This is a genomic window from Paenibacillus sp. GM2FR, from assembly GCF_002803325.1.
GTDB classification, from domain to species: Bacteria; Bacillota; Bacilli; order Paenibacillales; family Paenibacillaceae; genus Paenibacillus_AQ; species Paenibacillus_AQ lautus.
This window is the reverse complement of sequence record NZ_MKZM01000009.1, coordinates 443385-469804: the sequence shown is the minus strand read 5'-3', so window position 1 is coordinate 469804 and position 26420 is coordinate 443385. Positions and strand designations below refer to the sequence as shown.

Annotated in this window: 23 protein-coding genes; 12 read left to right on the top strand and 11 right to left on the bottom strand. The window is 52.3% G+C overall.

Features of this window, described 5'->3' with window-relative positions; translation table 11 throughout:
• The first annotated feature begins 179 nt into the window (after window positions 1–179).
• The 3 genes from pgmB to PAEVO_RS23115 all read left to right on the top strand — a co-directional run bounded on the left by pgmB (window position 180) and on the right by PAEVO_RS23115 (window position 2529).
• Window positions 180–854, top strand: a complete 675-nt coding sequence (gene pgmB, locus PAEVO_RS23125; protein WP_100539875.1) for a beta-phosphoglucomutase — start codon at window positions 180–182, stop codon at window positions 852–854.
• Between the two features lie 166 nt (window positions 855–1020).
• Window positions 1021–1983, top strand: a complete 963-nt coding sequence (locus PAEVO_RS23120; RefSeq protein ID WP_100539874.1) for a phosphotransferase enzyme family protein — start codon at window positions 1021–1023, stop codon at window positions 1981–1983.
• A 24-nt stretch (window positions 1984–2007) separates the two neighbouring features.
• A complete protein-coding gene (locus tag PAEVO_RS23115) occupies window positions 2008–2529 on the top strand; it encodes a hypothetical protein (protein WP_100539873.1) in 522 nt (173 codons plus the stop codon).
• A gap of 58 nt (window positions 2530–2587) precedes the next feature.
• Here the strand turns inward: PAEVO_RS23115 and PAEVO_RS23110 are convergent, their stop codons facing one another.
• Both PAEVO_RS23110 and PAEVO_RS23105 read right to left on the bottom strand, forming a co-directional pair.
• Complete coding sequence (locus tag PAEVO_RS23110; RefSeq protein ID WP_100539872.1) at window positions 2588–3694, bottom strand: GIY-YIG nuclease family protein; 1107 nt, start codon at window positions 3692–3694, stop codon at window positions 2588–2590.
• Between the two features lie 275 nt (window positions 3695–3969).
• The gene (locus PAEVO_RS23105) at window positions 3970–4836 is read right to left on the bottom strand and encodes an AraC family transcriptional regulator (protein ID WP_100539871.1); all 867 of its coding nucleotides are present in this window, start codon (window positions 4834–4836) and stop codon (window positions 3970–3972) included.
• Window positions 4837–4961: 125 nt separating this feature from the next.
• On the opposite strand from PAEVO_RS23105, the gene PAEVO_RS23100 reads away from it, so the two are divergent.
• The 8 genes from PAEVO_RS23100 to PAEVO_RS23065 all read left to right on the top strand — a co-directional run bounded on the left by PAEVO_RS23100 (window position 4962) and on the right by PAEVO_RS23065 (window position 15630).
• The gene (locus PAEVO_RS23100; RefSeq protein WP_100539870.1) at window positions 4962–6251 is read left to right on the top strand and encodes a Gfo/Idh/MocA family oxidoreductase; all 1290 of its coding nucleotides are present in this window, start codon (window positions 4962–4964) and stop codon (window positions 6249–6251) included.
• A 116-nt stretch (window positions 6252–6367) separates the two neighbouring features.
• Entirely contained in the window at window positions 6368–8185 is a 1818-nt protein-coding gene (locus PAEVO_RS23095) for a cache domain-containing sensor histidine kinase (RefSeq protein WP_100539869.1), read from the top strand.
• Window positions 8160–9758, top strand: coding sequence for a response regulator (locus PAEVO_RS23090; protein ID WP_100539868.1), 1599 nt, complete (start codon window positions 8160–8162; stop codon window positions 9756–9758). Before PAEVO_RS23095 ends, PAEVO_RS23090 begins: the two co-directional genes overlap by 26 nt.
• Window positions 9759–9880: 122 nt before the next feature.
• Window positions 9881–10795, top strand: a complete 915-nt coding sequence (locus tag PAEVO_RS23085; RefSeq protein WP_100539867.1) for a carbohydrate ABC transporter permease — start codon at window positions 9881–9883, stop codon at window positions 10793–10795.
• A gap of 5 nt (window positions 10796–10800) precedes the next feature.
• A complete protein-coding gene (locus PAEVO_RS23080) occupies window positions 10801–11640 on the top strand; it encodes a carbohydrate ABC transporter permease (protein ID WP_012818681.1) in 840 nt (279 codons plus the stop codon).
• A 69-nt stretch (window positions 11641–11709) separates the two neighbouring features.
• Window positions 11710–13026, top strand: a complete 1317-nt coding sequence (locus tag PAEVO_RS23075) for an ABC transporter substrate-binding protein (RefSeq protein ID WP_100539866.1) — start codon at window positions 11710–11712, stop codon at window positions 13024–13026.
• A 21-nt stretch (window positions 13027–13047) separates the two neighbouring features.
• Window positions 13048–14694, top strand: a complete 1647-nt coding sequence (locus PAEVO_RS23070) for an MGH1-like glycoside hydrolase domain-containing protein (RefSeq protein WP_100539865.1) — start codon at window positions 13048–13050, stop codon at window positions 14692–14694.
• A gap of 24 nt (window positions 14695–14718) precedes the next feature.
• The gene (locus PAEVO_RS23065) at window positions 14719–15630 is read left to right on the top strand and encodes a glycoside hydrolase family 43 protein (RefSeq protein ID WP_100539864.1); all 912 of its coding nucleotides are present in this window, start codon (window positions 14719–14721) and stop codon (window positions 15628–15630) included.
• A gap of 144 nt (window positions 15631–15774) precedes the next feature.
• Here PAEVO_RS23065 and PAEVO_RS23060 read toward each other — a convergent pair whose 3' ends face one another.
• Together PAEVO_RS23060 and PAEVO_RS23055 are read right to left on the bottom strand one after the other, a co-directional pair.
• Complete coding sequence (locus PAEVO_RS23060; protein ID WP_071222294.1) at window positions 15775–16794, bottom strand: Gfo/Idh/MocA family protein; 1020 nt, start codon at window positions 16792–16794, stop codon at window positions 15775–15777.
• A 25-nt stretch (window positions 16795–16819) separates the two neighbouring features.
• Window positions 16820–17593, bottom strand: coding sequence for a sugar phosphate isomerase/epimerase family protein (locus PAEVO_RS23055; RefSeq protein WP_100539863.1), 774 nt, complete (start codon window positions 17591–17593; stop codon window positions 16820–16822).
• 139 nt (window positions 17594–17732) lie between these two features.
• Here PAEVO_RS23055 and PAEVO_RS23050 point away from each other — a divergent pair, with 139 nt between their 5' ends.
• Window positions 17733–18560, top strand: coding sequence for a helix-turn-helix domain-containing protein (locus PAEVO_RS23050; RefSeq protein ID WP_100539862.1), 828 nt, complete (start codon window positions 17733–17735; stop codon window positions 18558–18560).
• Window positions 18561–18679: 119 nt separating this feature from the next.
• Here the strand turns inward: PAEVO_RS23050 and PAEVO_RS23045 are convergent, their stop codons facing one another.
• The 7 genes from PAEVO_RS23045 to PAEVO_RS23015 all read right to left on the bottom strand — a co-directional run bounded on the left by PAEVO_RS23045 (window position 18680) and on the right by PAEVO_RS23015 (window position 26330).
• Window positions 18680–19132, bottom strand: a complete 453-nt coding sequence (locus tag PAEVO_RS23045) for a hypothetical protein (RefSeq protein ID WP_243390907.1) — start codon at window positions 19130–19132, stop codon at window positions 18680–18682.
• A 121-nt stretch (window positions 19133–19253) separates the two neighbouring features.
• Window positions 19254–20504: an MFS transporter gene (locus PAEVO_RS23040; protein ID WP_100539860.1), complete on the bottom strand. Its 1251-nt coding sequence runs from the start codon at window positions 20502–20504 to the stop codon at window positions 19254–19256.
• Window positions 20505–20698: 194 nt separating this feature from the next.
• Window positions 20699–21574, bottom strand: a complete 876-nt coding sequence (locus PAEVO_RS23035; RefSeq protein WP_165789738.1) for an arylamine N-acetyltransferase — start codon at window positions 21572–21574, stop codon at window positions 20699–20701.
• Window positions 21575–21713: 139 nt separating this feature from the next.
• Window positions 21714–22781, bottom strand: coding sequence for a bifunctional transcriptional activator/DNA repair enzyme AdaA (locus PAEVO_RS23030; protein WP_100539858.1), 1068 nt, complete (start codon window positions 22779–22781; stop codon window positions 21714–21716).
• 414 nt (window positions 22782–23195) lie between these two features.
• Window positions 23196–24065 carry a carbohydrate ABC transporter permease gene (locus PAEVO_RS23025; RefSeq protein ID WP_071219105.1) on the bottom strand — a complete coding sequence of 290 codons (870 nt, stop codon included), beginning with the start codon at window positions 24063–24065 and terminating at the stop codon, window positions 23196–23198.
• A gap of 18 nt (window positions 24066–24083) precedes the next feature.
• Window positions 24084–24959, bottom strand: a complete 876-nt coding sequence (locus tag PAEVO_RS23020; protein WP_076322415.1) for a carbohydrate ABC transporter permease — start codon at window positions 24957–24959, stop codon at window positions 24084–24086.
• A gap of 45 nt (window positions 24960–25004) precedes the next feature.
• Entirely contained in the window at window positions 25005–26330 is a 1326-nt protein-coding gene (locus PAEVO_RS23015) for an extracellular solute-binding protein (RefSeq protein ID WP_100539857.1), read from the bottom strand.
• Window positions 26331–26420: the final 90 nt, after the last annotated feature.

The window sequence follows — 26420 nt, the reverse complement described above, 5'->3', positions numbered from 1 at the left end:
GTCTTGAGGTGATTGCCCTCTCTATCCGTAGGGCATCACTCCCGGTTTACGAAGAAAACGATCTATCAACATATATTCCATGAAGACAGACTGCGATAAGCTGTCATTTTTCTTGCGATATCCGGAAGGTCCCTGTTTCGGCTTATGCTTTCCGATATCTCAAAAAGGAGCCATACGATATGAACGAAACACGCAAGCTGAAGGCTGTCATCTTTGACTTGGACGGCGTCATTACCGATACCGCAGAGTATCATTATCAGGCATGGAAAGCCACGGCAACCGAGCTTGGCATTCCCTTCACGAGAGAGTTCAACGAGAATCTCAAAGGGGTATCCCGCATGGATTCCCTGAAACTCCTCTTAAGCCAGGCAAAGACGCCTGTAAACTATTCCGATGAAGAGCTGGTACAGCTGGCTGACCGCAAAAATAAGCTGTACGTCGAGCTGATCGAAACGATTACGCCAGCCGATCTACTGCCGGGCATTACGGAGTTTGTGGCAGACATCCGGTCGGCCGGCCTGAAGACCGGCATCGCGTCGGCCAGCAAGAACGCCATTGCCGTGCTTACCCGGCTTGGCGTCATGGGCCAGTTCGACGTGATCGTCGACGTGACCAAGCTGAAGAACAACAAGCCGGACCCGGAGATCTTCCTCACCGCTGCCGCAGAGCTTGGCGTAGAGCCTGCCGACTGCATCGGGGTGGAGGATGCCGCATCCGGTGTTGACGCCATCAAGGGCGCCGGCATGTTCGCCGTCGCGATCGGCAACGCAGCCCATTTCCCGCATGCGGATATCGTGTTGTCCAGCACGGCGGAGCTGGACTTCCGCGAGCTGGCGCAGAAATTCGAAGGTTGATAAAGAAAATGTAAGGGTGCTCCTAAGGGAGCGCCCTTTTTCGTGTGCCCTCCCATTTTTTGCAACCACTCATTATCTTCGTTAGACTGTAGTTGTTGGTAAATAAAAACTTATCCGATATGTACGCATGAGCATCATATCGAGAATACGATAAAGGGGACTTTCCATGGAACAGGCTGTCTTGGATCAAGGGGCCGAACGATTCGGACGAGGTACTTATTCGCTGAAGTTACTTGGGGGATTCGATCAGAATGTATTTGAATACAACGGTGAAGACGGACGCCGCTTCATTATGAAATTTTTGGACGCGTCCAAATACTGCAAAGCCTCCATCATTCGCGAGCTGACGTGGATGGCCTATCTCGCCGAACAGGGTCTGAACATAGCGGAGTCCATTCGATCCGCTCAGGATCTTCTTATTGAAGAGGTAACCCACGATTCCAAACAATATCATGTCATCGCTTTTACGAAGGCTCCCGGCAGCCCGTTAACGGATGTAACATCGGATTTTGCGATGATCAAGCAGTGGGGGAGCGGGATGGGCCGTATGCATAAACTCGGCAAAAAGGACGCCACCGCAGCTTCGCTCGTTCACCGAATGGCCTTTCCCAAGTGGAATGATCATGTAGTCTTTACCGATGCGTTCCCGGAGGCTGCAGGTGAAAGAGTCCATACGCAGTGGAAGCAGTATATTAACGAATTGGAGTCCCTCCAGCAGGATCAGGAAGGCTACGGCATCGTCCACAATGACCTCCATCATCACAACTTTCACGTACATAACGGGGAGATTATCTTTTTCGATTTCGGGGATGTCTCGTACCATTGGTTCGCCTATGATATTGCCATCGCCATCTATCATGCGGTCCAGACGGTTCCGGAAAACCGGAAAGCCGAATTTGTGGCCCGATTTCTCGACTCGTTCTTATCCGGCTATCTTAAAGAGAATACGCTGAGCGAGGAATGGATCCAGCGGATCCCGTTGTTCGTCGACTTCCGCAATATCTACTCCTATGTATACTTCGCCAAATTCGTAAATTGGAACGAGATGAACGAGCGCACCCGGAATTATCTGTTAGCGATGAAAGCGGATATTGAGGCTGGCAAATCCGTTGTAAAGCTGTCTATTTAATAAAAGAAGGAAGATTGCTTTATCATGAAACCAAAATCCAAACATCTCCGCAGGCTCTTATATATGGGCCTGGGGCTGCTCCTCTCGGCCATCCTTCTATTCCTGCTGTTCCTTCGCCCCACGCCCATCAAGGTGGGGGGATTTACATCCTTTACGGATGAAAATGCCATGATCTTCGAGGTGATCAATGAAGGATTCGCCGATGTGGAGCTGTTGGACGTGCGGGTGAATGATGGCATGAAGCCAGCCAAGGCCGAGCTGGGCGTCAGTTATTCCCTTCATCTGGTCGGCGGCGAGGGCCTTGATGAAGATCCCGATATCGAATTCGTCGATATTCGGGAGGTGCCGTTAAAGCCCGAGCTCATGCAAGACGAGAAGAGAGCCGCGCTCGATCAAGGTTCGCGGATTCCGCTTAATTACGGCATCCGTCTTTATAACGATGAGCCCATCACCCAAATTGAAGTGAAATATAAGTATGGGGGGATCACGTTTACGAGGGAGATGCCGATGGGGCGATTTTTCCGGGATAACGTCTCCTCAAAATAAGATTGGAGATTTATGGGCGATAAAAAACCGGGCTGCAGCAGCCCGGTTCATGATCCAATTAAGATGACGCAACATGATGATTCAAAAAATCCCGCAGCGCAGCCTCCATATCAGCCTCCCCCTCGTCTTCCATCCATGAATCCTGAAGAACAAGATAGCGGCAGGCGCTGCTCTGCAAATAGCTGTAGATGATTTGTGCAGCATCGATATCTTCCCGGGTAACCTCGGCAGCATCGCATTCCATATCCCTCGTGAAATAGCTGAGAATCAAGGCTTTGACCCTCCGCCTCAACGATTCAATGTTCGCTGTTGCAGCCACAGAGTATCTCTCGCTGTGCAGCACAACGTTCCCCTTAATCAGAAATAACTTGATCGTATCTTCGTTTAAATACTCGTAGACAACAATGCTGTGATTCTCTTCGGCGAACTCGATCACATGCCGCTTACTTAAGAGCAAGTTCACCGCCTCCATGCCGTCCCTGTATTTTGCAGCCTGCTCAAAATCGAATCGCTCTGCGGCGCCCAGCATGTTTCGCTCCATTTCATCATATAAACGTCGGTCTTCCCCTTGAAGCAGAGCAATGAATCGATCCATGATTTCATCAAATTGCCGCGCGGTTCCGCCGCCAAGACACTTGCCGAGACAGAGGCCAATCGAGTAATTCAAACAAGGAGTATTTGCCGAAAAGGCGGCAGGTGTATGATTGCAGGCGATTTTACAGCACTCCTTAACCTTTTGCACTGCATGTTCAAGACTATGTCTGCTGGCTGTATAGGGGCCGAAACAACGAAGCGGTTCGTGACTGCCTTCATCCAGCGTATCGGTAATTTCCAGCCATCGCCAATTTCGCTTTTGCCGCAATACGATATAACTATAACCTAGCGGATTTTTCATCTTGCGGTTATACATCGGCTTTATATCCTGAATAAGCCTGCATTCCAGCATGAACGCCTCAAACTCCGTGTCGGTGACGATATGCTCCAGGTCTTTGACATGCTGAACCAGCCTCTTCACTTTTGGGGAGTGCGATTTATTGTTGTAAAAATACGATTGTACTCTCTTCTTGAGACTTTTGGATTTGCCAACGTAAATGACCGTTCCCCGCGAATCTCTCATAAGATATACGCCCGGTGACAGCGGCAGCTCTTGTATTTTTGTTTTCATTTTGACTGTCGATCCTCTCAACGAATCTATCAAACATGGCGTTTTTCGTTCAATTCCAAGATACCATATACACATCAAAAAGCACCACAGTCACGGGCTGATCCAACTCGATGAACGTGGTGCCTCTATTAGGGACTAGAGCTACAGCCTAGCGATAGAAATCTGAGCCATACACAAAGTCTGGGCTAGCTCCTCGCTGAAATAAAATAGAAACTATCATTTCAATACAGCTTTTTCTAGTGAACCAGAAAGAAAGAAGACAGTGCCATATCCCTCTAACTTCGCATTCGATACTGCTGCCTGTAGGCTCTCGGCGACAGCTGAACCGTCCGCTTGAACATCTTCCCAAAATGGGAGAAGTTGCTGAAGCCCGATCGCCACGCGATATCCGTGATGGAATCATCGCTCTCCCGCAGGAGGCGCTGCGCTTCCTTAACCCGAAGGAGGTTGAGATAATCGCTAAAGGTAAAACCCGTCGTCTGCTTGAACAGCCGGCTGAGATAGTGCGGGCTGATTCGGAACGCCTCCGCTACCTCGGGCAGCGTTAAGGACTTCTGGTAGTTGTCGTTAAGATACCGGACAACCGCCTGGGTCTTCGGATGAAGAATGGGCTCGGTATCGGCGGAACGAACCGTGCCCAGATGCCGGCTGCGGTAGGCGAAGAGCAGCAATTCAACCGTTCGGTGCCGAAGCAGCCAGCTGCTTCCCGCTTGGGGATGGATCATCTCATTCACCATTTCGCCGACCATTCGCTCCACGACTTCACCTGCGGGCGTAGGAAGCCTTAGAATCGGAACATCCCAGCCGAACGGCTCCTTCAGCCCTTCGGCCAGATCAGGCGGCACGGCCAGTTCCGCGAACAACTCCGGGCTTATATAAAGGACAAGCCGATCATGATCGGGCCGGCCGCTGTCCAGCGTCTTATGAACGGCATTCCGGTCCACGAAAACAAGATCACCGGCCCGGACCCGGTAAGAACGGTCCTTAATGAAGTAGATCCGCTCACCCGATAACAGGTAATACAGCTCATAATGACCGTGAAGATGGTCAACCGTCATCGAGAAATATCCAATGCGGCGGTCATATTCAATGTCCAAATATCCGGTGGGATCATTGTAATCCGCTCGAAACGGCTTCGTCATGTCGCTGCCCCCTTTTCTTGGATTATAGCAAAATATGCGGCATTTGAAAGCGATTACGCATAAAATGCGGCGAAAGCAGTGCTCCCTTGTTATAGGCTAGAGCTATATTCAAGGAGGCGATAGAGATGAGTGACAAGAAACGCTATGTATTGGTCGGAACCGGCGGCCGGGCCGAATTTTTTTATGGCGCCTTGGCCCGGAATTTCCGCGACAAATCCGAGCTTGCTGCCTTTTGCGATATGAACCAAACCCGCATGAATTACGCGAATCAGCTACTGCGGGAAAAATATAAGTACACCGAGGTGCCTACCTATCCCGCGGACCAATTCGATCAGATGATCAAGAACGAGAAGCCCGACTTCGTCATCGTAACCAGCATCGACCGGACCCATCACAAGTACATTATCCGCGCGATGGAGCTTGGGTGCGATGTCGTGACCGAGAAGCCGATGACCATCGATGAGGAGAAATGCCAAGCCATCCTGGATGCCGCCAAGCGGACCGGACAAAATATCAGGGTCACCTTTAACTACCGTTACGCTCCCCACCATACCAAGGTACGGGAATTGATCATGAACGATACCATCGGCCAAGTGACTTCGGTTCACTTCGAATGGCTGCTGAATACCCGCCACGGCGCGGATTACTTCCGGCGCTGGCACCGGGACAAACGGAACAGCGGCGGGTTGCTCGTTCATAAGTCCACCCATCACTTCGATTTAGTCAACTTCTGGATCGGTTCCCATCCTGAAACCGTTTTCGCCTTCGGAGATCTCATGTATTATGGTAGAGAGAACGCCGAAGCGCGGGGCGTTACGCAGTTTTACAATCGTGCTACCGGCAACCCAGTTGCCAAGGAGGACCCTTTCGCGCTCCATCTGGATTCCGATGCTCATCTCAAGGCCATGTATCTGGATGCCGAGCCGGAGGACGGCTATCAGCGGGATCAGAGCGTCTTCGGGGACGGCATCAACATTGAGGATACGATGGGTGTCCTCGTGCGATATCAGAACAAAGCCATTTTGACCTATTCGCTAGTCGCCTACCAGCCGTGGGAAGGATATCGCATCGCTATCAACGGCACCAAAGGCCGGATTGAGATGAACATCGTTGAACAATCCTACGTGAATTCGCTGGGCGACAAGAACCAAGAAGGCGCGTTAATCGGCAAAACGCTGCGGGTGCTTCCGATGTTCGATGCCCCGTACGAGGTTCACGTCGAAGAGCAAAAAGGCGGGCATGGCGGAGGCGACCCCGTTCTCCTGAATGATCTGTTCGGGGAACCCGTGGAAGATCCGTACGCCCGTGCGGCCAACCATATCGATGGAGCGAGATCCATACTAACAGGAATTGCAGCCAACCGCGCCATCGCAACCGGTATGCCTGTACGAATCAACAATCTGGTTCGTTTCTAAGCCGTACAAGGCGGCTTCAAGCAACTTTTCCAATCAAAGGCTGCGCATTTTCGCGCAGCCTTTTTTCACATGTCGCAGACCGCCTTGAAATTCGCTTTTCGTAAAGGAGGAAATCGATGTTCTTCTCATTAAAAAGCCGTCTGATCGCCTTTATCGTCGCACTCTTCGTCCTCTCTTTCGGCACGCTCTCCTTCCTGCTATTTACGGAATCACGCACCGTGATCCGCTCCTACATCGAATCCTCGGCTCTTGAAAAGATGGAGGAATACGGTTCCTATGTGGATATGGTCCAGATGCAAATTTATGATGTCGCTTCCCTGGTCTTCAACAGTGACACGGCCAAGAACTGGGATAACGCCATCCGCGATCCGCAGCTGCCCGAAGGCGAGAAAATGCTCGCCAACCTTGCCATGAGCCGCTTCCTGACCCAGGCGACCAACAGCTACACCAGTATCTCCGATGTATCCATCTACCGGCGCAGCGGGCTTCGGATCGGCGGCGAAAACCAAGTCGAAAGTGACCCTGCCTTTTTGCGGGAATCGTGGTACACAAATTTCTTCGCGTCCGGGGACCGATGGCTGCCAGCGCATATGGATCAACATGAACGCGTCCGGGATCACGGTAATCCCGTCGTCAGCCTGCTGATGCCCATCGGAACCTTCCATCATGCCACGGCCCAGAACGTGATGAAGGTTAACGTCAGCGAGTCTTATTTTCTGGAGCCGCTCAACCGGATCCATCTGGCCAAGTACAGCACGATTTTTCTGTTGAACGAGCAAGGAAACCCGATTTTATCCCAGCAGGCACATGAACTTGGCGCCGGAGCCCTATCGGAGATCGATCGCATTCGAAGCGGCCCGCTGAAATCGGGCGTCGTCTATCTAACCAACGATGAGGGACAGCGAGACATTCTGGTATACAAAAAGCTGGGGCGCACCGGCTGGATGCTGGCCGGCCTGGCGCCGGAAAAGGAGCTGTACTCTTCCCTTCACAAGCTTCAGAGCACGATTATGGTGGTCACGGTCGTTCTGATCCTGGTCTCCCTGTTTGCCGCCGCATGGCTTTCCTATGGCGTCACCAAGCCTTTAACGCGCCTGGTTCTGGCGATGAGGCAGGTGCAGCGCGGAGCATTCGACCAGGCGGAGTCCCTTCTGCCCCCTGACAAAAACGTAAAAAGCGAGGTCAGTTACGTCATCTCCACCTTCCGCTATATGGTCAGCCGCCTGCGGCAGCATATCCAGAACGAATTCGAGCTGAAGCTGCTCCGCCAGCAAGCGGAATATAAAGCGCTGCTCATGCAGATCAATCCCCACTTCATGTTTAACACCCTGGAGCTGGTGAGCAGTCTTGCCATCCAGCGCCGGACGGACGATACCGTGCAAGTGATCGAGGACCTGGGCAAAATGATGCGCTTCTCCATGAATACCAGCGACGACCGGGTCCCCCTAGCCGAAGAGCTGGCTTATGTCCGCCGCTATATCTCCATTCTGCAAACCCGCTTCGGGCATAAACTCGACATCACCGTCCACGAGGAAGGCCGGCTGGATTCGCTGGTGATAATCAAGTTCATTCTCCAGCCGCTGATCGAGAATGCGGTCAAATACAGCTTTCAGCATCAGACCACGGCACAGGTGAACATCAGGATCAGCAGGCAGGGCACCCGCCTGCATCTCCACGTCGCGGATAACGGTCCCGGCATGCCCCCCGAGATCATCCGCAAGCTCCAGGATCCCGCGGCGGCCTCCCAATTGGAGCCGATCCTCCGAAGCGAGAGCTGGCACATTGGACTCGGCAACGTGATTGCACGCTGCCGCTTGCATTACGGCGACTTATTTGCCGTTGATATCCGGAACGGGAACGAAGCGGGCACATGCATCGAACTGATTCTACCGGTACAGGAGGAATATCATGTACAACGTATTGATCGCAGATGACGAGATCGAAGTTCGTGAAGGGCTGAAGCTGAAAGTCGACTGGGAAGGCATGGGCTTTGCCATTTCGGGGGAGGCCGCGAATGGCCTGGAAGCCGAAGAGCTCTTGAAATCCCATTCGTATGACCTGCTCATTACCGACATGAACATGCCCGTCATGGACGGCGTCCAGCTGCTGGACATTTGCCGGAGCTACAATCCGTCCATCCAGATCATCATCATTACCGGATACGAGGATTTCCAATACGCCAGAGCGGGTGTCCGCAGCCAGGCCATGGATTACTTGCTGAAGCCCGTCGCCCGGGACGATCTGAAATCCGCCGTAAACAAAATCAAACAGGAATTGGATAAGAACCGCAAGGTACGGGACGATTCGGAAATGATGCAATGGCGGCTATCCCAGTATTACAAAGAAATGAAGGAACGCTTCCTGCTGGATCTCGTGCACGGCAGCCGCCTGCCCCCCTCTTCCCTGCCGGAACGGATTCGACTGTTCCACCTCGAGGATTGGCAGGACGGCCGCGTATGCTTCATCACCGCAGGCATGAGGGAATCCGGCATGCAGAAAGCGCCTCAAGGCCGCGCGCCCGAGCAGCTCCGCCTTCCGTTCGAATTGGTCTGCCATGAAATCGCCGAGTCTTATCCGGGCGGCGTTCAAGTGTTTCATGATGCAGCTCATCCCGGCATCATGCATTTCATTGCGCTTGACGGCATTCAGCACGAATTCGCGGACAAACTCGCCGCGCAGGCGTCATCGTATTTAACTATAGAGGTGCAGGTGGGATTGGGACTGCCCGTCCTGGGAATTGAGCGCTGGAAAGAGGGTTATATCCATTCCCTCCTGGCCTGGAATCTGGCAGGACGCCAGAACGGACCCGATCGGGCACCCGTAACCGACCAAAGTCCGTTGCTGTCGGAAGAAACAAGCCGAGCACTTCATCGCTGCCTAATCCGGGGCGAGCTGGAATCTTTCCGCAGCATGATTCGGAGGGAGCTGCGCGAGGCATTCCGGCTATCGCCTTCCCGCTTGGTACGAAGCCTTTTTCAAATCACGCTGATTATGGAATCCGCCGCTGTGGACTACATACGGCATTCACAGGGTGGGGAGCCTCTATGGATTTCACCTGAATGGGTTTTATGGCTGGAAACCCCGGAGCAGGCGGAACGTCTGCTGATGCAATGGGCACAGGATTTTGTGGAACAGCACCAGGAATCCGGAGACAGAGGCGCTACCCTGATTGAATCCGCCAAGCGGTATATCGAGGAGAATTACATGCAGGAATTGTCGTTGACCTCGCTGGCCGAGCAGTATAACTACCACCCTACCTACTTCTCGGAAATGTTCAAGGAAGGGGCTGGGGTCTCGTTTATTCAGTACGTTACGGAAGTTCGGATGAAACACGCCGTACGCCTGCTGCAGGAGACCCGATTGACGGTATGGGACATAGCTGAGCTGACGGGCTTCTCTTCACCCGGCTATTTCAGCTCCAAATTCAAAAAAATGTTCAATCAAAGCCCTTCCGAGTTCCGACTATCGCAATCCGAAAAAATCGAACACGATGATCCGAAGAAATGAGATTCCGGCCTCTCTCCTTCCCCGGTATGATGAGTTTATTAGGCGCACTGCCACACTATTGTAAGCGGCTTCAATCCACAAGGTAACCGCCCATTCTCATCCATCCTGAAGGGAGGCACATTATGAGAAAGCTGTCCAAGCCCTTATACGGCCAGCAGAATAAGACAGCCTACTTGTTTCTTCTGCCTTGGCTCATCGGTTTCTTCTGTCTGACGCTGGGGCCGATGATTGCATCGCTGTACTTATCCATGACCAAATTCAACCTGCTGTCATCGCCGACTTGGACCGGACTCAGCAATTATGTTCAGATTTTTACCGAAGACGATACGTTTCAAAGATCCTTGTGGCTGACATTCTACTACGTGTTCTTATCCGTGCCGGTGAGACTTGCGTTCGCGCTGCTGATCGCCATGGCCTTGAACAAGGGCATACGCGGACTCGGCATCTACCGGACCGTATATTACATTCCCTCCCTATTGGGAGGTAGCGTTGCCATTGCCATCGTCTGGCGCCAAATCTTTGACGGCAGCGGACTGGTCAATCAGTTCCTCGGCTGGTTCGGCATCACGGGCCCCTCGTGGATCGCCCACCCCGACTATGTGGTGTATACGATTATCACGCTGTCCGTCTGGCAGTTCGGATCGGCCATGGTTATCTTCCTTGCCGGTCTGAAACAGATTCCGACGGATTTATATGAAGCATCCGGCGTAGACGGTGCCGGAAAGATCCGCCAGTTCTTCGGCATTACGCTGCCGATGCTGTCACCCGTTATCTTTTTCAACCTGATCATGAGCATGATTAATTCGTTCCAAGCCTTCACGCCCGCCTACGTCATCGGGGACGGGCGGGGAGGACCACTCGACGCCACGATGTTCTACACCTTGTATCTGTATCTGAAAGGCTTCTCGTTCTTCGATATGGGTTATGCCTCGGCCCTGGCATGGATCATGCTGGTCATCATCGGGGTGTTCACCGGAATTGTTTTTCTTACATCAAAATTTTGGGTCTTCTACGGGGATAACCAGGAAGGGAGGTAATGGATATGCCGCTTAAGCGACAACTGGTTCAAGCCGGGAGGCATGCCGCCATTATCCTCCTCGGCCTGCTCATGCTGTATCCGGTGCTGTGGCTCGTCTTCAGCTCATTTAAACCGAATCATCTCATCTTTACCAACAGCAGCCTCATTCCGACTGCCTTCACGCTGGATCATTACGTGAACGGCTGGAGCGGACTTCAGGGCATTTCCTTCGGCCGATTCTTCGGCAACTCCGTGCTGATCTCGGTCATGAGTGTCATCGGGAACATCGTCTCTTGTTCCCTTGCAGCCTATGCCTTCTCCAGATTGAAGTTTAAGTTCAAAGGCCTGTGGTTCAGCATCATGCTGGTGACGATTATGCTGCCTTACCACGTGACGCTCGTGCCCCAATACATTCTGTATAACGAACTTCATTGGATCAATACGTATTTTCCGCTCATTCTGCCCAAATGGCTGGCGCATGACTCCTTCTTCATTCTGCTGATGGTTCAGTTCATCCGCGGCATTCCACGGGAGCTGGACGAGAGCGCGACCATTGACGGCTGCGGACAATCGCAGATCTTCTTCCGCATCGTGGTGCCGCTTCTCGTTCCTGCACTGATTACGACGGCCATCTTCACCTTCATCTGGAGCTGGGACGACTTCTTCAGCCAGATGATCTATTTAAGCAAGATTGATTTATTCACCGTACAGCTGGGGATCCGATCCCTGTTCGATCCTTCGGGGCAATCGGATTGGGGGGCGCTGCTCGCCATGTCCACGCTGTCGCTGCTGCCTGTGACAATCATCTTTCTGGTGTTTCAACGGTATTTTCTCGAAGGCATTGCCACGACCGGCCTGAAATAGTCTCAGAAGCTCTGTCGTGCGAAGTCATGCTGCAAATGAACCAATTATGATTAGACTGGGGGATTATCCATGTTGAAAAAATGTTTCGTTGGAATGTTGGCTTCACTCCTGTTATTCGTCACCGCCTGTTCCGGAACGGATCACACGGGAGAAGCCGGGAGTACGAACGCAGGGGCTGAGCCGACCGGCCAGGTCGAGCTGCGTTTGATGTGGTGGGGCGACCAGAAACGGGCCGATATTACGAACGAAGCCCTGAAGGTGTTCCAGAACAAACACCCGAACATCAAAATCGTCGGCGAATTCTCGCCTTCCTCCGGATATTTCGATAAGCTGAACACCCAGCTCGCTTCCGGCACCGCCCCGGATATCTTCTTCCTGGGCGGAAACGTGGTGGACTATGCCAAAAAAGATGTGCTGCTGAACCTGGATCCGTATGTCGGCAGCGAACTGAAACTGGACGGCATGGATGCCACCATGGTGGAATACGGCCGGCTGGACGGGAAGCTGCAGCATATTTCGGCCGGCGCAAACGCCCGGGGAATCGTCATCAACAAGGCGCTGTTTGAAAAGGCAGGCATTCCTCTGCCGGAGCAGGATTGGGATTGGGAGGAATTTGCCGCCATCAGCAAAGAACTGTCCGACAAGCTCGGCGACGGCGTATACGGCACCTATAATTTCACCGTCGACGGAATGGATATCTTCCTGAAGCAGCGCGGAAAACAGCTGTATGATATGGAGAACGGAAAGCTCGGCTTCGCGAAGGAAGACATTCAGGAATGGTTCGAGTATTGGGAGCAGGCCTCGAAGGCCGGCGGTGTCGTTACGCCTGAACTTCAGGTGTCCAATCCGCACGATGATACCAGCAAATCATTGTTGATTACGGGCAAAGCCGCCATGAGCCTCCTCCCTTCCAATCAGCTGGCTGCGTTCCAGAGCCTGACGGAAGATCCGCTCATTCTCCATCCGGTACCAAGAGGTCCGAAGGGTACGGGCGTGGTATTCGAGTCCAGCCAAGGACTATCCGGATATGCCAACACCAAGCATCCGAAGGAAGTCGCTACGCTTATGGACTTCTGGATCAACGATCCCGAAGCGGCCAAAATCCTCGGCAACGACCGCGGCGTGCCGGTAACGGAAGCCAATCGCAACCTGCTCCAGGAGGAAGCGGGTCCTGTGGAGGAGATTGTGTACAATTATACGAGCCTCGTATCGGAAGCCACGAAGACCGAGCCTTTTGACGTGAGTTATAATCCGCCGGGATTCGCCGAGTTCTCCAAGCTGGCCCAGACGACGACCCAGGAGATCGGTTTCGGCCGGAAAAACGTCGAGCAGGCCGTTGCGGACTTCTACAACGGCACCGTGCGCATATTTGAATCGAATCAATAACAAGCTTTCAAGGAGGCGGACATGACAGAAGCTATGCTGGACCGGCTGCGCCGGATTTCGATACGGGATCAGGTGCAGACGGGCAAACCGGAAGACTGGAAGCTGCTGCAGGAATGGCAGGCCACAGGCGTCCGATTCGCGGCAGCGGGCGGACAGCTGGAAGCAGCTTATTATACCGCACTGGAGAAGCTGCTGGCCTGCATCGTGCCGATGAACGGCAGCGATCCGATTCTGCAAGAAGGAGGAATCTACCTCGGCTGCTGGCTGGAGAGCACCGGCACCATCAACGCGGAACTGCTATCGCGACTGATCCCCTCGGTATCGAAAACAACCTACCTGGCGTTTGCGGATCAGCAAAGAGAGGATGGGCTGCTCCCTTATAAACTGACGGAGAACGGACCGTCGTTCCGCCAGATCCAGCTCGTCACGCCGCTGGCACGCTGCGTCTGGAACCACTACGAGCTTCATGGAAGGGATCTCCCCTTCCTGAAGACCATGTACCAAGCCATGTCGCGTTACGACGACTGGATCGCGCGTTACCGCAACAGCCGGGGGACCGGCTGCGTGGAGGCTTTCAGCACCTTTGATACCGGGCATGATCTGTCGCCCAGGTTCTGGCATGTTCCGGATACGCCCTATAGGAATGATGCCGCTGCCTTCCACCCGGACTCCCCGGTGCTGCCCTTCCTGGCACCGGATTTGACCGCCAACATCTACTGCCAGCGCCTGTATTTGGCCCGCATGGCTGAAGAGCTCGGCGAATCCGGAGCCGATTGGAGGGCCAAAGCCGAAGCCAGCCTGGATAACCTCCTCCGCTACTGTTATGACGAGGAGGATCAATTCTTCTACGACCGGGATCGGAACGACGAGCTGGTCAGGGTTCAATCCGACGTGCTGCTGCGCGTGATGGCCTGCGAAGTGGGCGACCGCGGGCTGTTTGACGACATGCTGCGCCGGTATTTGCTGAATACGAGCAAATTCTTCGCCAAATATCCGTTTACGTCCCTGGCGATGGACGATCCGCGGTTCGATCCATCCTCCTCTTATAACAGCTGGGGCGGTCCGTCCAATTTCTTGAGCTTGATCCGGGCGCCGCACGCCTTTGAACATCACCATCGCTATGTCGAGCTGACCTGGGTACTGCAGCCGATTCTTTCCGCCTTGTCCAAGGCGAAACGCTTCTCGCAAACCTTGAGCCCCTGGACCGGTGAAGAGGGCTTTACCGAGACGTATTCCCCTTCCATTCTGTGTCTGCTGGATTACGTGGAACGACTCTGCGGCATCATGCCGATCGGATCGAATCGGCTGTGGTTTACGGGACTGCTCCCGGTCGACATGGACCATGGCGAAGAAGTTGCCGGAAACACGGCATATGGCCGAACCGTGAACGGGCTGCACTACGAACTGGTGAATACCCCGGACAACGTTACCGTATTCCGGGAAGGCCGCGTTCATATTCAAGGCCCCGCCGGGATTCGGCTGGTCACGGACCGCAGCGGACAATTGGAGGGCGTGATCGGCATGAGCGTGCGCACCATTGAAGGCGAGCTTCGCTATCAAGGCACGTCCATACCGATCCGGATCAAAGGCAATGAAATGCAGCTGTATTCAGACGGAGATTTGAAGACGGAGAGGGATATCGGCATCATCTATCCTTCCTATCGTTAAATTGAAGGAGGTGAACGCTTACGCATGAAAACTGGAGACATTCAGCTGCGGGACCCCTACGTACTGCCTGATCCGGAACAACGAATATACTATATGTACGGCAGCACCGACAAAAATATATGGAGAGAAGGAACCGGCTTCGATGTCTATATAAGCCGGGATCTAAGCGATTGGGAAGGCCCTTATACGGTCTTTCGCAAACCGGACGATTTCTTCGCTGACGTGAACTTCTGGGCGCCGGAAGTCTACCCGTACCATGGGCGATACATCATGTTTGCCACCTTCCGCCGAAAAGATAACGATCGGCTGGGCACCGCGGTCCTGTCGGCAGATGAGCCGACAGGCCCTTTCTCCCTCCATAGCGAGGGGCCGGTGACCCCCGCCGACTGGAGTTCCCTGGACGGCACGCTGTATATGGACGAAGCGGATCAGCCGTGGATGGTGTTCTGCCACGAGTGGCAGCAGGTCGGCGACGGTGAGATCTGCGCCATGCGCCTGAGTCCCGATCTCACAGAGGCCGCCTCGGAGCCCGTGACCCTGTTTTGCGCCTCCGAGGCCGATTGGGCCACGCCGTTCCACTCGCCCCGCTTTCCCGGATCGGGCAACTATGTGACGGACGGCCCGTTTCTGTTCCGGACAACGTCGGGAAGTCTGCTCATGGTATGGGCCAGCTTTGTGGATGGCCGATACGCGCTCGGCGTTGCCAAGTCGCCAACCGGCAAGCTATGCGAGCCTTGGCTTCAAGAGCCCGAACCCTTATATTCCAGCGACGGCGGGCACGGCATGGTGTTCCGTACTTGGGAGGGGGAGCTGATGCTGACCGTGCATACCCCGAACCGGACGCCGGATGAACGGCCGATCTTTATCCCCGTCGTGGAGGATGGAGACAGCATCAAATTGGATGGGATGTATCGGGAAACACGAAGGGCCGAGTAAAATCTTTATACGAAAAAGCCGCTCTCCATGAAGATGGCAGAGCGGCCCTTTTTTATAGGTTTTTGTTTCCCGAAATCATGCTTTACTATCCTGTATACACCAAAGGGAAGCCGTACGCGTACGGCCTCCCTCTACACTCATTTATTACAGCTTCACGATTTTACCGGTCTCTTGGGACTCGAATGCACCCAGGATCACGTTCAAGGAACGCAGTCCTTCCTCACCGGAAATGCTAGGAGGCGTGTTGGTGAGAATGGATTCGACAAAAGCGTCGATGACGCCGCTCGGAACCTGCTTCTCATTAGTTGCCATGGCGCCGACCTTGTAAGTTTCCACCGTACCGTCGGTCAGCTCCACAACCACCTCGTCACCGTTAACGGTACCGATCTTCATGGCACCTTTCTCGCACCACAATACCGTTCCGTTATCGCCGGATCTGTAATGCGTCCAGCTTGCCATCAGCGTGCCCACGGCCCCGCTCTTCATGCGAACGATGCAAGTCGCGTTGTCGTCCACATCAGTTCCTTCTTTATGGACCGTACCGATAAAACCGGCCACTTCCACGATTTCATCGTTCAGCAAATAACGGATAAAGTCGGATTTATGCACGCCGAGATCGCCCATCGCGCCCATAATCGCTTCTTCTTTGCGGAAGAACCAGCTGTCTCGTCCGTCCAGACTCCAGCTCTCCGGACCGCCGTGGCCGAAGGAAGTACGGAAGGTAAGCACCTTTCCGAGTTTGCCGGAATCCAGAATTTCCTTCGCTTTTACGTGCGGAGGCATGAGACGCTGATTGTGGCCGACCATCAGGTACACCCCGTTCTTGCGGGCTGCCTCGATCATTTGCTCTCCCTCTTCAGCCGTTGTTGCCATCGGCTTCTCCACCAGCACATGAAGGCCGGCATTCGCAGCCGCGATGCTCATTGGAGCATGCAGATAGTTCGGCGTACATACACTAACGGCGTCGAGCTTCTCGTTCTTCAGCAGTTCTTGATAGTCTGTATAGGCTTTACCGCCATACTGGGCTGCCATCTCTTCAGCGCGTTCCTTTACCGGATCGGCAAAAGCAACCAGCTCCACGTTAGCATTGTTCGCATATTCAGGAATATGTCTGCGCTGGGCGATTGCGCCACAGCCAAACACAGCCACTTTAATTTTACTCATTGAAAGTCTCCTTTGTGCTAATAGATTAAAATTGGTTCAGGTAGTTCTGCTTCAGCCAGTTCATGCTGTTCTCCACGCTTACCAGCGGCGGATTCTGACATACGTCCTGCTCGACGATCAGCCACTCCGTGCCTGCGTCGGATGCAGCCTGAATGACACCTGGCAGGTTAACCGAGCCTTGGCTCAGCTCCAGCGTCTTCATGTTGCCTTCCGCATCCTTGCTGAAGTCTTTCAGGTGAAGCAGCGGAAGACGTCCAGCGTATTTCGGAATGTAGGCAAGCGGATCTTGTCCGGCGAATTGTACCCAGCATACGTCCATCTCCACTTGCACGGCTTCCGGCGTCGTTGCGGAATACATCGCATCAAAGACGAACTGGCCATCGACCTCGGCTTCGAATTCAAATGCATGGTTATGATATCCAAAGATCAATCCCTGCTTGCGAGCTTCAGCCCCTACTTCCTCCAGGAAGGAGAAGAGGTTCTTCCAATCCTCGGCATCTTTACGATCTTCTTCGGCTACATATGGACACATCATATATTTAGCGCCAATGGTTTTCAGGTAATCAATTTCCTTCTGCAGATCTGCACGAAGCAGATGCAGGCCTACGTGACTGCCGATCGCTTTCAGGCCAAGCTCTTGAAGAAGCGTTTTCATTTCCTCGGCTGGAATGTCTCCATACCCTGCGAATTCCACGCCTTCATAACCCAATTCAGCCACTTTGCGGAGCGTACCGCGGAAATCCTGTGCCGTTTCATCGCGCAGCGTATACATTTGCAAACCAATGTTCATTCTTCTCATTATAGCGCACCTCGATTCCAAAAATGAGTTACTGCTCTATCTGCTACTATCATACATGCAAATAGGCTAAAATGAACATAAACAATATTGCTGCAACATGAACTATCTGCTTATATTTTTACTGGGGGTTGTTACCATTATGGAAGCAAGGCTGCTCATTTGCGACTATTCCTATCACTTTCAGCAATTCAGCAACAGCCATCGGGGCGGATTGACAACTTATCTGTTCCGCCTCCAAACCGAAGGCTCCTGCGAAATCTACTGCAACGGCATCGAGCACCACGTGCAGGCAGGCGACCTGCTGCTGCTGAAGCCCGGCGATGAATACGAGCTGCGTGTGAAGGAAGACGGCGAAGATGGCCGCGTGTCCAGCGGGGATTATTTTATATTCTGCGATGGCTCCTGGATTGATGATTGGTGGAATCGGATTTCCCGCCCTGTCGTCAGTCACGTCGGGCTCGACGATTATTTGCTGGGTCTGTGGAGACAGATGCTGCTGGAGAAGCGGCGCGGACTTGAAGGGGAAATCGGGGAGCTGACCGACTACCTGCTGCGCAGTCTCTGCCTCTGCCTGGACCGCGCCATTTCCGAGATCAAGCCGACCGATCGCCTTGCCTTCACCGCCCTGCGGCTGAAGCGATTCGTGGAGGAGCACGCCACCCTAACCTTCAAACTGGAGGAGGCTGCTTCCCATGTCGGGCTCAGCTTATCCCGGGCGGTTAAACTGTTCAAGGAGTATTACGGAAAAACCATGATTCAGTATGCCTTGGAGATCAGGCTGAACGCAGCCGTCGAGCGTATCAAATACAGCACGATGACGCTGGAGGAAATCGCGGAAACCTGCGGCTTCGCAAGCTACTCCTATTTTCACCGAGTATTCCGAGCCAACTATGGCATGTCCCCGGTCAAATTCAGGGAAACGGCAACGGTGCCGGCAAGGCCGGGCCAGGAGAAAAGCCCCCGATGATTTTTTTCTTCTATAATATAAAGAAGCAGCCCATGCTCATCCTTGAAGGCAGGAACTAGGCTGCTTTGCACTTTAGTAACTCGAAATATGCTCCAACTGCTTTTTCCGGCCACATCCATTCATAGCATCGCGGCCCCGGCGGCAGCGAAGACCAGCATGAAATAAACGCAGACCCATACCAGATGATTGCGATTCCACTCCCGCGGCTTGATCTCGACCGCGTACGGGAGCAGCCAGAGGAAGCTGGCGACAAACCATGCAGCGGAGACTATTCCGATAAGCAGCAGTTTCTTTCCTTGCTCGTATTGCAAGACAGGGTCCATCCCGTTAAAACGGATCAGCGAGCCGCTGGTCAAGGTACAGGAATAAGCCAACACCATGAACACGGCCACAATCAAAAGCGTGCCGATAACCTTGAGCCCGTCCGGAGCCAGGAAATTCGGCCGTCTCCCTTTTTTTCCGGAAAAGCCGATCAAAAAGAATACAAATCCGACCAAAATAGCCACACCTGCTCCTGAAGCGACAATGCCTCCGGAAACGGCAGCTGCCAAGGCTAGAATCGAAACCATCATCTCGTCTTTCCCTCTCTTTCGTACCTGCTGAACCGTACTGCGTGTGCTTGAAATTGAAATCGTGCGAAGGAGCACTAAATTTCCATAGGTAACGCACAATGACTGTGCAGATCGTATCGATCTAATTACTCACATCCGTCGTATCATCCATCCGGGCAGCCCGCATCGGTGAGAACACGAACCAAACTCCGACTACAGCCAGTCCGGTGATAACAACGCCTAATGCAGTGCGAAATCCATATACATCAGCGATTAAGCCACCCAGAGGCGCTCCAATAACGATCATACTGCGGTTGATAGACCTCATGGTGGCATTCATACGCCCATGCAAGTGTGCAGGTGTGATCGTCTGCCGGTAACCCATCTCAATCGGACCCTCAATGCCTAATGCAAATCCATAAAACAGTTGCCCAAATCCGATCAAGAGGAAGGTCTGAATCGACAGATTACCGTCGTCAGTGGATGGTGCCAGAACCATGAACAGGACCGCAGGTGCATACAAAAGTCTGGCATACGTGATGCTGCGACCTATTCCAAATCGCTTGCTGACCCGGGTTGATAACGTCGTGCCTATAACAGCGCCAATCCCGGCTGATGTCATGACCAGTCCCAGGGTTGACGCGCTAAACCCTAATTCGGTGAGAGCGTAAGTTACCAGCACCGTACCCAGCATACTGTTAAATAGAAACCACACATGGGTATTGAGTGCCAGCGTGCTAAGAAACGGATGCCGGTAAACCCAGCGCAATCCTTCCTTTACCAATTCAACTATGCGTTCATTCGAGGCCTTTTCCTGCATGGGCTGATGTTTAATGAAAGCCATAACCAGCCCTGAAAACAGATACGAAGCTGCGTTAACCAAGATGGCAAACGGAGCGGTAATGACGGAGACTAATAAACCGGCAGCTGCGGGGCCGCTGGTTTCCGCAACGGCTGCGCTTTGCTCCAACCGTGCATAAGCGGGCAATAACAACCTTCTCGGCACGAGTTGGGGCACAATAGATTGAGATGCAGCATCATTGAATAACGACATCGTCCCGAAGAGTATCATGATGATCATCAGAATGCCCACATGGATTCCATCGAACAATGCCAGTAGGCAAATCGCTACGAGCAAGATCCCCCGTCCCAAATCGGTCAGTACCAGGATGTTCCGACGACTGACGCGATCAATAATCACTCCCGCCACCAATCCCAGCAGCACATAGGGTAGCCACCTCGAGGAATTGATCCAGCCCACATCAACGGTACTGCCTTCCAGGTTAACCACCACCAGCACTTGGAGAGCAAGTGTGGTTATATACGTGCCAAAATATGAAATGGTGGAGGCTAACCAGAAAAATACGTAACTCTTATTGTTGGTGAGATTCATCTCTAACCTCCATCTGAGCGCCGTATTTTTCGGGTTAATTGTATATTGGAGTCACCGCTGAATGAAGTCACGAGCGCTATAACTAGTTAGATTGTAGCATATCTGTAACAGATAGAGTCGTACTCATTCCAATCGTTCCACGATCAAACCAGGGGGCGACTTATCGACAGAATGATGTGTATGTTTCTAACGATCTACTCCAAGGAATTCGTTATAACGTTTCCCTTAAAAATATCATATCCGAGTTCCTGCAGAACCTTCACAGCATCTTCAACAGGCAGCTTGGGAAGATGAAACTCCTGATCGATGACCTCTCGCAACTCGCTGAGATCGGATAAAATACGCTTTTCCACCTTCCCGTTTGCATGCCGGATACTCAGCACATTGTCGACCAGAGACAGCGAGCGCTGCTGATCCAATTGCCACAGCTGACAGCGTAATGTAGAGGTGAAGAGATCATTCGGTTTAAAATAGGCAGCAATGGCCGGTTGGAAATCATCGAATTGATACGTTTTCCTCGTATCGAACGACCAAACCAATTCTGTCAGCAGCCGACCATCCACATACCGATAGTACGTATACGTTCCGGGTTCATCCCCTTGGCGCAATCTGACTTCAATCCCGGCATATCGGGAAACATGATCGGGATCGGTCTCCAAACGAACGGGTTCGAAAAAAGGTGCGGAGTTTCCACAATCCACGTACACTTCTTCGCTTTCGTTGGGCAGACGAACAAGCAATCCAACATGCCCTCCGCCCAGCAACGTATAACGGGTTTGGAAACCAAGCTGGTTCAACAGCTGATGAAGACTGCTGTTGATCATATAACAAGTACCTCCCGCATTCAGCTGCCAAAGCTGATTTACAAACCTCCGCTCATTCTGCTCCAGCCTGCCTTTTTGATGATACTCTTGATACTGCAGCAACGTGGTCATGTTCTCGAAAGGAATCCGCTGATGATGCGCGGTGCAAATTTCAGTCAAATATTCCAATGAAGGTTCCTTTACCGGAACTTGAATATATTGCAAATAATCGGTGGCCCATTCAGGTAATCGCTCTTGCTCCGTCACGAGGTTCACGCTCCCTTATCAGATGTTGATATATTCTCTATTTTAAAGATTTCGCATCTGAATACCTCGTACGAACGACGGTTTGATCTATACAAAAATGGTCTTACCTATAGGTAAGACCGTCTTTTACGACTAAAGTCTAACATTCATGTATTCTTGCGGCACTCATGGATTTCTCGTGATTTAAGAGCCATTGTTTACGGGATAGTCCTCCGCCGTATCCGCCCAATTCGCCGCTCGTATTGATCACGCGGTGGCATGGGATGACGATTGCGAGCTGGTTGGCGCCATTCGCTTGGGCAACGGCACGATAGGCGGTGGGTCTTCCCATCGTTGCTGCGATCTCGCCGTACGAAGATGTTTGCCCAGGCGGAATCTGCAGCAGCTGGTCCCATACTTCTTTTTGAAATGGCGATCCCAACAGGAACAAGGGTGTTTTGAATTCCGTTAATTCCCCATTAAAATACGCGCCGAGTTCAAGCTCAATCGAGCGGATCGGGGCTGTGTAACCCGGAATGATTGCCGACTTGGTTCTCACCCTTAGACGTTCAACCTCACGCTCCAAGCCCCGGCGATCTACGAATTCAAGCAAATACAGCGCTTCTTCATCTGCGATGGCCATCATCGGTCCTAGACGCGTGTCGAGCCATGATGCTTTTAAAACATGGTGATGCCCGGGCCGGGTAGGCGCTGCGCCCATAATCCGCGAAAAGGCGTCCCGGAATCCGCTGCTGGACTCATAACCGGTTGACAGCTGCGCATCCATGACGGTATGCCCCTCCCGGATTTGCTTCAGGGCAAGTCCCATCCGCCGTGCCCGTGCATATTCGACAAACGTCATCCCAAACCGCTTTTTGAATTGGCGTCTTGCCGTTGAGGCATCCACGGACAACTTCTGAAAGTCCTGGTTGGTCCATCTTTTCTCCGGATTCTCCTCTACCGCGTCTACAAGCAGCCGGACAAGTTCCGATACCTGATTGGGATGCGAAAGCGGACGGCATCGTTTACAGGGACGGAAGGAAGCAAGCAGCGCTTCTTCAGCCGTCTCATAAAATTCGCAGTTCTCGATTTTGGGTTTCCTCGCTGGACATGTCGGGCGGCAGAATACACCGGTTGTCTTCACACCCACGTAAAAGACACCTTCGTACTCGGTTTTCTTATCCAGCAGCGCCTGGTAATATTCCTGTTGGTTCGCGGCTGATATCATGTTTGGTTCCTCCCTGTATCTTTTGTTCACTCTATATGGCGATAATGATGTGTGCTGTGCTTCTCCTATTACAAATCAGGTGCCTTACCTTTGTGTTCCTATTATATTTCTTTTGCCTGCATGACGTAGCCGAAAATCGTGCATGAATTTTTTTCGGTTGGCAACGCAGACTTACCACGATCACGAGCGAATAAGAAAAACGTCTATCGACGTACCCGCACAGATGACAGACCGCAGTTAGAAGAAGTTTTTCTTGCGATATCAGGAAGCCACAAGCTTCGAAGTTTATACTTTCTGATATATCTTAAAAAAGCCTCTTCCGAATGCATCGGAAGAGGCTTTTCATGGCAAATATGAAGTGGATTATCCTTAGGACAAACTCCACTTTACGTTTAAATCGGACGTGCTGGCGATTTAACCTTTGATGGATCCTGCCACCATACCCTTCATGATCTGCTCCTGCAGGATCAGATAGGCCACGATCGTTGGAATGACCGCGATCGCCATCGCTCCCATCGTCAAGCTGTAATCCGTGCCGAAGCCGTCCGAGAATAAGGACAAGCTGAGCGGCAGCGTCTTCAGCGCCTGCGTATTGATAAATACGAGTGCGAAGGAGAAGTCATTCCAGAATCGGAGAAATGCCAGAATCGATATCGTTGCCACGATTGGCGTACAGAGCGGAAGAATCATTCTGCCGAAGATTCCCCACCAGCCGCTGCCGTCAATCATGGCTGCTTCTTCAATCTCTCTTGGAATGGATGACATGTAGGCCATCGCCAAGAATATTGCGATCGGCAGCTCAAATGCCGTATAAGGCAGAATGAGCGCACCGTACGTGTCGAGCAGGCCGATATTTTTCATCATAATAAACAGGGGCACCAGCGTACTGTGAATCGGAATCAGCAGCCCGGTCGTAAACAACACAACCACCAGCTTTTTGAACCGAAACTCGAATCTGGACAGTACATACGCCGCGAGTACACTGAGCAGGATGGTCAGAACGACGGCTGTAATCGTCACAACCGTTGAATTCAGCATCGCTCTGCCCATATTTCCAAGCTCCCAAGCCCGGAATAAATTCTCGGTCATCCACTCCTTCGGCAAGCCGTAAGGGTTGGTGAAAAAATCCTGATTCGATTTAAACGCGCTCGTAAAAAGCCAGTACAAGGGATAGAGCGTAAGAATCGCATACACAATCAGCAGCAATTTTACGAACCCGGTTAACCCCTTCGTGATGACGCGTTTCCCTGAGGCACTTCCGGTCCCGGTCGTCTGTAAATTCACATCGCTCCCTCCTTCATGTTAACTTGACTTTCTGCGCGTTGCGAAATAGTTAAGCGCGATAAGAATGGCGCTGACGATCATAATCATCGTGGAGACGGCGGAGCCGTAACCGTAACGGTACACGCTGAACGTGCTGTTGTACATATAAGTAGCAAGCAGTTCCGTCGATTGCGCAGGTCCGCCGCCCGTCATGACGATGACATGGTCAAAAGCTTTCAGGCTTCCCGAGATACAGAGCACAATGGTTACGACAACCGTGCTCCAGATCATCGGCAGCGTGATTTGCATCAGCTTGTTCCAGCCGGTGGACCCATCGATTTTGGCCGCATCATGGATCTCCGGTGAAATATTTTGCAGTGCTGCGATAAAGATGACCAGATAAGGGCCGATGTTCGCCCAGTTAATCGGGATCGATATCGCCAGCATATTGACTTTTGGATCGGACAGCCAGGCACGGGTCCAAGACTCCAGACCGAGCATCTCCAGTACATAGTTGGCGATCCCGAACTGAGGATGGTAAATGTAACCCCAGATAAGACCAACGACAACCGTGGAGAGAACCATCGGCATGAAGACGGCAGACCGGATGAACCTGGAGAAGAACGAATTCTTGAACAATACAATAGCCAGAATCAACGCGATTGGAACCTGGCCGATAATGGATGATACGACCAGAATCAGGTTGTTTCGAAGCGCCCGCCAGAAGATCGGATCCTTGAACATCTCTTTATAATTATCAAGGCCGATAAAGGTGGCGTCTCCGAACCCTTTCCAACTGAAAAATCCGTAGTATGCTGACCAGAAGACCGGAATAATGACAAATATCAGAAACAACAGAAGCGCAGGAAGAAGAGCTATGGCTATAAATCCTTTGCTTCTCATTGCTGTAGGCATGGCAGCCTCCTCCCTCCTAATCCTTATGCAGTGGTGAACCTTTTCTTATGGAGTAGCGGATCGGGCTTGCGCATCCTGTAGCTTCTGGGCCACACCTTCGACGGGACCGCCCATCATAATTTCCTGCAGACCGTTGTTGATGACTTCAGCCGCTTCTGCAGACAGATAAGCATCGTATACCGGCGTAATGCCTGTGGATTTCACCAGGTTAAAGGCTTTGTAGTACAAGGAGGTAACTTTGGACTCATCAATTTCGGTATCGTACATGACCATGGAGTTGCTCTCGGCAATCGCTTTTTGCGCTTCCGGTCCGCTCACGGCATAAATCAGTTCAAGCGCCAATTCTTTTGCTTTCCCTTCGGTTCTGCTGCTAAGGGCCAGACCGCCGCCAGCGCCGCCGGAGATGGTGTTAGCCTCACCTTTACCACCAGGAATCGAAGGCAGCGTAGTGACTTCAATATCCTTCATTTGCTCCTCCGAGGAAGAAGCCGCCAGGTTCGTGAGTGTCCATGCACCGCTGATCATCATCGCTGCATTGCCTTGGATGAAATACTGCTCGGCTTGCGTGTTGTCGATGCTGTTGGCACCTTCTTGGAATGCTTTGTTGTCGACGAGTTCTTTGAAATAACCAAGCGCTTCGATAAACTCAGGATCGGTGAATTTCGCGCCATCCTGTGCTGCCGCTTTCTTGAACCATTCGGTGCCTGTCACACGGTCGGCAATCGATCCGATAATGGTGGATTGCGCAACCCATGGTGCTTTGTTTCCAAGCGCGATCGGCGTAATGCCGTTATCGTTGAACGTTTTAACCGCCGCCATCATTTCTTCCCAAGTCGTCGGAACTTTTACGTTATGTTTGTCAAACATTGCTTTGTTGTAGTAGAGAATCGAAGTTGCGGACATGCCTAGTGGAGCGGAGTAGATCTGGCCGTCCTCGAACTCGTATGGATCAAACGCTCCCGGCAGGAATTTATCTTTCCAATCCGAATGAGCATCGAGCACCTCTGTAATCGGCTGAAGCAGTTTCGCCTGATGAAGCTCGGCTGACTGGCTTCCTGCATATACAAAGAATACATCCGGCATTTCATTCGCAGCCGCAACGGTGCTCAGACGTTGACGGTAACCGTCCGGCGGAATCGCTTGTGCATCGAGCGTAACTTCAGGATGATCCTGAGCAAACTGATCGATAAAACTTCGGACTGATTTGGCACGCAGGTCATCACCGGCAAAGTTATGCCAAATGGTCAGCTTGACCTTCTCTTGATTCCCCTCATTTCCCCCCGCCTGCTCCTTGCTTTGCCCGCCTCCGCAAGCTGCAAGGACCAGTGACATCATCAGCAGTACAAGACCTATTTTACGTTTTGGTCTCATGGTCAATCCCCCTTTTTAATATACGAAAATGATGAAGCGTCTTAAGATGATTAGTCCAAGTATATAAAAGGATATAACGCTTACATAGGG

Excerpts from the sequence above, each read along its gene's own strand:
- pgmB (WP_100539875.1), top strand. The coding sequence starts at position 180 with ATGAACGAAACACGCAAGCTGAAGGCTGTCATCTTTGACTTGGACGGC.
- PAEVO_RS23120 (WP_100539874.1), top strand. The coding sequence starts at position 1,021 with ATGGAACAGGCTGTCTTGGATCAAGGGGCCGAACGATTCGGACGAGGT.
- PAEVO_RS23115 (WP_100539873.1), top strand. The coding sequence starts at position 2,008 with ATGAAACCAAAATCCAAACATCTCCGCAGGCTCTTATATATGGGCCTG.
- PAEVO_RS23110 (WP_100539872.1), bottom strand. The coding sequence starts at position 3,694 with ATGAAAACAAAAATACAAGAGCTGCCGCTGTCACCGGGCGTATATCTT.
- PAEVO_RS23105 (WP_100539871.1), bottom strand. The coding sequence starts at position 4,836 with ATGACGAAGCCGTTTCGAGCGGATTACAATGATCCCACCGGATATTTG.
- PAEVO_RS23100 (WP_100539870.1), top strand. The coding sequence starts at position 4,962 with ATGAGTGACAAGAAACGCTATGTATTGGTCGGAACCGGCGGCCGGGCC.
- PAEVO_RS23095 (WP_100539869.1), top strand. The coding sequence starts at position 6,368 with ATGTTCTTCTCATTAAAAAGCCGTCTGATCGCCTTTATCGTCGCACTC.
- PAEVO_RS23090 (WP_100539868.1), top strand. The coding sequence starts at position 8,160 with ATGTACAACGTATTGATCGCAGATGACGAGATCGAAGTTCGTGAAGGG.
- PAEVO_RS23085 (WP_100539867.1), top strand. The coding sequence starts at position 9,881 with ATGAGAAAGCTGTCCAAGCCCTTATACGGCCAGCAGAATAAGACAGCC.
- PAEVO_RS23080 (WP_012818681.1), top strand. The coding sequence starts at position 10,801 with ATGCCGCTTAAGCGACAACTGGTTCAAGCCGGGAGGCATGCCGCCATT.
- PAEVO_RS23075 (WP_100539866.1), top strand. The coding sequence starts at position 11,710 with ATGTTGAAAAAATGTTTCGTTGGAATGTTGGCTTCACTCCTGTTATTC.
- PAEVO_RS23070 (WP_100539865.1), top strand. The coding sequence starts at position 13,048 with ATGACAGAAGCTATGCTGGACCGGCTGCGCCGGATTTCGATACGGGAT.
- PAEVO_RS23065 (WP_100539864.1), top strand. The coding sequence starts at position 14,719 with ATGAAAACTGGAGACATTCAGCTGCGGGACCCCTACGTACTGCCTGAT.
- PAEVO_RS23060 (WP_071222294.1), bottom strand. The coding sequence starts at position 16,794 with ATGAGTAAAATTAAAGTGGCTGTGTTTGGCTGTGGCGCAATCGCCCAG.
- PAEVO_RS23055 (WP_100539863.1), bottom strand. The coding sequence starts at position 17,593 with ATGAGAAGAATGAACATTGGTTTGCAAATGTATACGCTGCGCGATGAA.
- PAEVO_RS23050 (WP_100539862.1), top strand. The coding sequence starts at position 17,733 with ATGGAAGCAAGGCTGCTCATTTGCGACTATTCCTATCACTTTCAGCAA.
- PAEVO_RS23045 (WP_243390907.1), bottom strand. The coding sequence starts at position 19,132 with ATGATGGTTTCGATTCTAGCCTTGGCAGCTGCCGTTTCCGGAGGCATT.
- PAEVO_RS23040 (WP_100539860.1), bottom strand. The coding sequence starts at position 20,504 with ATGAATCTCACCAACAATAAGAGTTACGTATTTTTCTGGTTAGCCTCC.
- PAEVO_RS23030 (WP_100539858.1), bottom strand. The coding sequence starts at position 22,781 with ATGATATCAGCCGCGAACCAACAGGAATATTACCAGGCGCTGCTGGAT.
- PAEVO_RS23020 (WP_076322415.1), bottom strand. The coding sequence starts at position 24,959 with ATGCCTACAGCAATGAGAAGCAAAGGATTTATAGCCATAGCTCTTCTT.
- PAEVO_RS23015 (WP_100539857.1), bottom strand. The coding sequence starts at position 26,330 with ATGAGACCAAAACGTAAAATAGGTCTTGTACTGCTGATGATGTCACTG.